4 protein-coding genes are annotated in these 3,915 nt (G+C 62.4%); all 4 read right to left on the bottom strand.

Features of this window, described 5'->3' with window-relative positions:
• Positions 1-1,054: hypothetical protein (locus EV669_RS14165; protein ID WP_207913918.1), on the bottom strand; the 1,054-nt coding region annotated here is incomplete at its 3' end.
• A gap of 96 nt (positions 1,055-1,150) precedes the next feature.
• Positions 1,151-2,626, bottom strand: a complete 1,476-nt coding sequence (locus EV669_RS14160) for a hypothetical protein (RefSeq protein WP_207913916.1) — start codon at positions 2,624-2,626, stop codon at positions 1,151-1,153.
• Entirely contained in the window at positions 2,626-3,240 is a 615-nt protein-coding gene (locus tag EV669_RS13935) for a condensin complex protein MksE (RefSeq protein ID WP_132099005.1), read from the bottom strand. The genes EV669_RS14160 and EV669_RS13935 overlap by 1 nt, the downstream gene beginning before the upstream one ends.
• Positions 3,237-3,857 (bottom strand): hypothetical protein, encoded by a 621-nt coding sequence (locus EV669_RS13930; protein WP_318271494.1) that lies wholly within the window; start codon positions 3,855-3,857, stop codon positions 3,237-3,239. Before EV669_RS13930 ends, EV669_RS13935 begins: the two co-directional genes overlap by 4 nt.
• Positions 3,858-3,915: the final 58 nt, after the last annotated feature.

The following is a 3,915-nucleotide window of genomic DNA, read 5'->3' as shown; positions in this document are numbered from 1 at the left end:
AGCCGAACTCCGCCGCCGTGTCGATCAGGCTGCGCTGATTGCGGGCGTCCAGGGCCAGTGCCTCGTCCAGATAGCAGATGCCCTGGATGGGGCGACGCTGATCCTGCATCAGATGCAGCATCGCCAGCCCCGTCACCAGTTTGGCCATCAGTACGGTGCCATTGGAAGCGGCACTGTCGAGGTCATCGAAGGCTTCCGGCTCGCGGTCTGCCTTGCCGACCCAGAAGCGCAGGCGAAACAGGTCGGCCACGCGCAAGCCGTGGCGGGCATTGCCCTCTTCGATCAGCAGGGTCTTGGCGCGATTGATCTGCTCGTCGTCAAGGACGCTCTGCTGGTTGAACAGCTCGAAGGTTTCGCCGCTGTCCACGGTGGCAGCGGTATTGATCAGTAGCTCGATGGCCTCCACCAGCAGGGTTTCGTCCTCGGGTTCGATCTTGAACACGGCCAGGTCGGAGAGTTGTCGGCCGCTGATCTTGCGGTTGAACTCGCGCATCCGGCGCTTGAAAGCAAACAGGCCGTCACGCAGCTCGCGCAGGCAGGCGGCCACATTCACCACCGCCGAGCGTACCTTCTTTTCCAGTGCTTCGGCTTCCTGCGGCAGGTGATGGGCGAATTCAACGAGACGAACAATCTCGTTTTCCGGTTCGCCGACAAACTGATACTTGGTCAATCCGCCGCTATGGATTTCACCCAGCAGATGGCGGATCTGCTCATCCAGCTCCAGCAACTGGCGGCAGTCAGTCAGATAAGTCTGCAGCCGTTCGGCCAGTTGTTCCGGCGCAAACTCGGGCTGGGCCAGCCAGGGGTGGTGTGGCAACTCGGCCAGCCAGGTGAAGGGGCCTTCGTGGTCGATGCGCTGATGACGGCGTTGCTCGATCTGCCGGTGTTGCTGCTGCAAGGCCGCCAAATCCTGCTGGCGTTGCTGACGCTGCTGATCCAGTGCGTAGTGCCGCCGTGCCGACTGGGCCAAATGGGTGCCGAGTTCTGCGAGCCTGTCCTCCAGTGTCTGCAGCCGCGTCTTGCGCTCGGCCTCGCTGTGCTGCAAGTCCTGCATGTGCGTGTAGTCCCGCAACTCGGCATCCAGTTCGGCTAGTTGCTGCTCCAGCGCTTGGCGTTGCTGTTTGACGTTTTCCAGAGCCAGGGCGGTTGACTATAGTTCTTGCAGCTGAGCCTGCTGTTGCTGCAACTCCTGCTGCAATTCGCTCAGTTCCGCCAGGGTCCGTTGCTGATACTGTGCCGGCAGGGCTTCCAGCCGCAATTGCAGGCCAGGCAAGTTGAGTTGCCCAGTATCTGCATCGGCCAAGGCCGCCAGCAGGGCCTGGCCATCAAGACGGAAATCTTCGTTGTCCAGGGTCAGTACCGGCTTGGCCAGCACCTTGTTCAGCGCGTTGAGTTGTTCCGTAGATACGACGCCGGCCAGTTGCTGATAGAGGTTCTGCCCCTGGGTGCGCAGCTCCTGAGCCAGCTGCGCGGATTCCCGTTCGATCCGGGCCAGCTCGCGCTCGATGGCCGCAGGCGTGCGGCTCTGGGCCTGGCCGATCCGTACCACCAGCGCATCCCGTTGTTCCTGCAGCTCGCGCCGGCGCGCTTCCAGCAGGGCGCGGTCGGGGATCAAGGCAAAACGCTGCTGCAAGGCGCGCAATTGTTCGCTTTGCTGGCGGAGCTGCTTTTGTTCCAGCTCGCATTGATTCTGCTCGCGTGCGGCCTGCATGTCCTGTTCGCGCAGGCGCTGCAGCTCGGTATCGCACTGCGCCAGTTCATCCTGCAAAGCTAGCTGGCGGGTCTCGTAATGCTGTTGCCACTGACCCAGTGCCGCGTCGATCAAGGGGCGCCAGCACAGCAATTTGCCGCGCAACACCAAGCGGGCCTCCTGCTTCTGTTCCAGTTCGCTCAGAGTGGCTTGCAGCCGCACGGCGGCCAGGTACTGACTGCGTTCGGCGTTGAGGTCGGCAAACGCCTTGTCCCATTCAGCCTTGAAGTCGATGCTGGCATCCGGCAGATCGCGCCGGAAAATCTGCAGCAGATAGTCCTTTACCTCGCTGGAGCGCAGTTTGTCCAGGCGCAGCGTGCGGGTCAGCACCCGCTGAAAAACGCTGGCATCGCTGGCGTGCTCCAGCCGGAAAACGCAGAAATCCTGCTCGCTGGCAAACTTGCGGCTGCGTCCGCCGTACACCATGTCTTTGAATTCGCTGCTGCTGTAGCTGAACACCCGGCGCCCAAAGCTCGCCAGATGGCTGGCCAGTTGCGGTTGGGGTACCAGGGTGCCGTCCGGCAGGCAGAACTCCTCAACCTTCAGCGGCCCGGCATAGGCGAAATACTCGTACTCGAAGCTTACCCCTTTGCCCACGCAGCCCAGTACTACGGTGCCGGACTCCGGCAGCGACACCTCCAGCAGCACATAGTCGCTGTTGTTGGGGAAATAGAAGCGCCGGCTCTTGTCCACATCGTGCGCACCAAAATCCATACTGCGGCGGTCGATGATCAGCAGAAACTGCAGGGCATTGATCAGGCTGGTCTTGCCGGTATTGTTGGGCGCCACCAGAGAGACCGCACCATCGAGCGGCAGCTCGGCGCGCGAGTAGCCGGCGCTGCCCAGCAGGACCAGACGTTGGAAGCCGTACTGCATCAGGTGTCCTCCTCGTCCTCTGGCGCATCCGCAGCCCAGTATTCCTCCGTTGGCACGCTCGGCTCGTCGCCATCGGTCTTGGCCGTCAACGCCAGGCTCTCGAAATGATCGAGGTAACGGCATACAGCGGGCAGCAGTCGCCAGCCCGCCGGCTCTGGCACGGCAAAGCCGAGGTTGCAGGCGCGGCCCATCAGCTCCACCAGGGCGTCGGGGTTGAGGCCCTCGGCATCCAGCAGGTCTTGCTGTTGCTTGTAAACCTCGGCCAGCCAGGCGCTGTCGATCAGCCAATCGGTAAAGCGCTGCAGGGCCTTGCCGGCGTTGGCCTGGGCATCGAAGATCACCATAAACAGCAAGGCCAGCTGGCGGCTCGTCTTGCCGATGTTGCTGTTGGCCTCACTGTTGTGAAACCAGGCAAAGCCCCTGGCATCCAGGCGCAGTTCGAACCCCAGCGCGGCAAACAAGCCGACATAGCTGGCCTCGTGCTGTTCCAGCTCCGCCCACAGCGCGGGCTCGGCCATTCGATTCAGGTGTTTGCCGGAGAGAAACAGGCGGAACAGCTCGGCCAATGCCGGCATTTGCGACAGGGCGGCTGCCAGAGCGTGTGGGATCGTCATTGCGGGATACTCACGCGGTGAGGGTGATGCAGGACGCGAATCGTCTGCAGCGTGGTTTTTTCAGGCTGGCTGGCTGCCTCGAACTGCCAGCCGGGCTCATGTTGCAGGTCATGGAACAGGCGCAGCAGGGTGGCATCCTGCAGGTGGGCGTAATGGCGGTGTAGCCAATCGAGCAGATTTTCCACTGGCAGGCTGCGGGCCAGATGCGCACGAATAGCGGCTTCGTCCACCTGCTCCAGCAAGGGAGCGTCATCGCCAGGCTCATCCTTCGGAAAGGCCACCGCTTGCGGCTGGTATTGGCGCGCGGCAGCCATGACCGCCCGTACCTCATCGCCCAATTGCAATTTGAAACCGCGCTCATTGCGCCAGACGGGGAGTGCGGTCTTATCCGTCGGGCGCGACAGTGCGCGACGCAGGCCGCGTTTGCGCACCTGCCCCAACAGCAAGCTGATGGCACTGGTAAGTACGTTGTGCTGACGCAGTTCTTCGCGCAAGGGCAGCAGTGTATCGGCGCACTGTTGCGCAACCAGCCGCCCAAAGCGCCGCAGCTCCTTGGCCTGGTGCGCCACCTGACGCAACTGCAGGCGATGCGAGTAGAGCGCACCCTGTACCGACAATTGCTCTAGGCTCTAGTCGAGCGCACGCTCCGCTTCTTCCAGTTTGCGATAGAAGGTG

This window comes from Gulbenkiania mobilis (assembly GCA_004346645.1).
Classification (GTDB): Bacteria; Pseudomonadota; Gammaproteobacteria; order Burkholderiales; family Chromobacteriaceae; genus Gulbenkiania; species Gulbenkiania mobilis.
The sequence above is the reverse complement of the archived record's forward strand: the minus strand, read 5'-3'. Positions and strand labels throughout refer to the sequence as shown.

Bases quoted from the DNA above. Each gene is read 5' to 3' on its own strand.
- EV669_RS14160 (WP_207913916.1), bottom strand. From the start codon at position 2,626: ATGCAGTACGGCTTCCAACGTCTGGTCCTGCTGGGCAGCGCCGGCTAC.
- EV669_RS13935 (WP_132099005.1), bottom strand. From the start codon at position 3,240: ATGACGATCCCACACGCTCTGGCAGCCGCCCTGTCGCAAATGCCGGCA.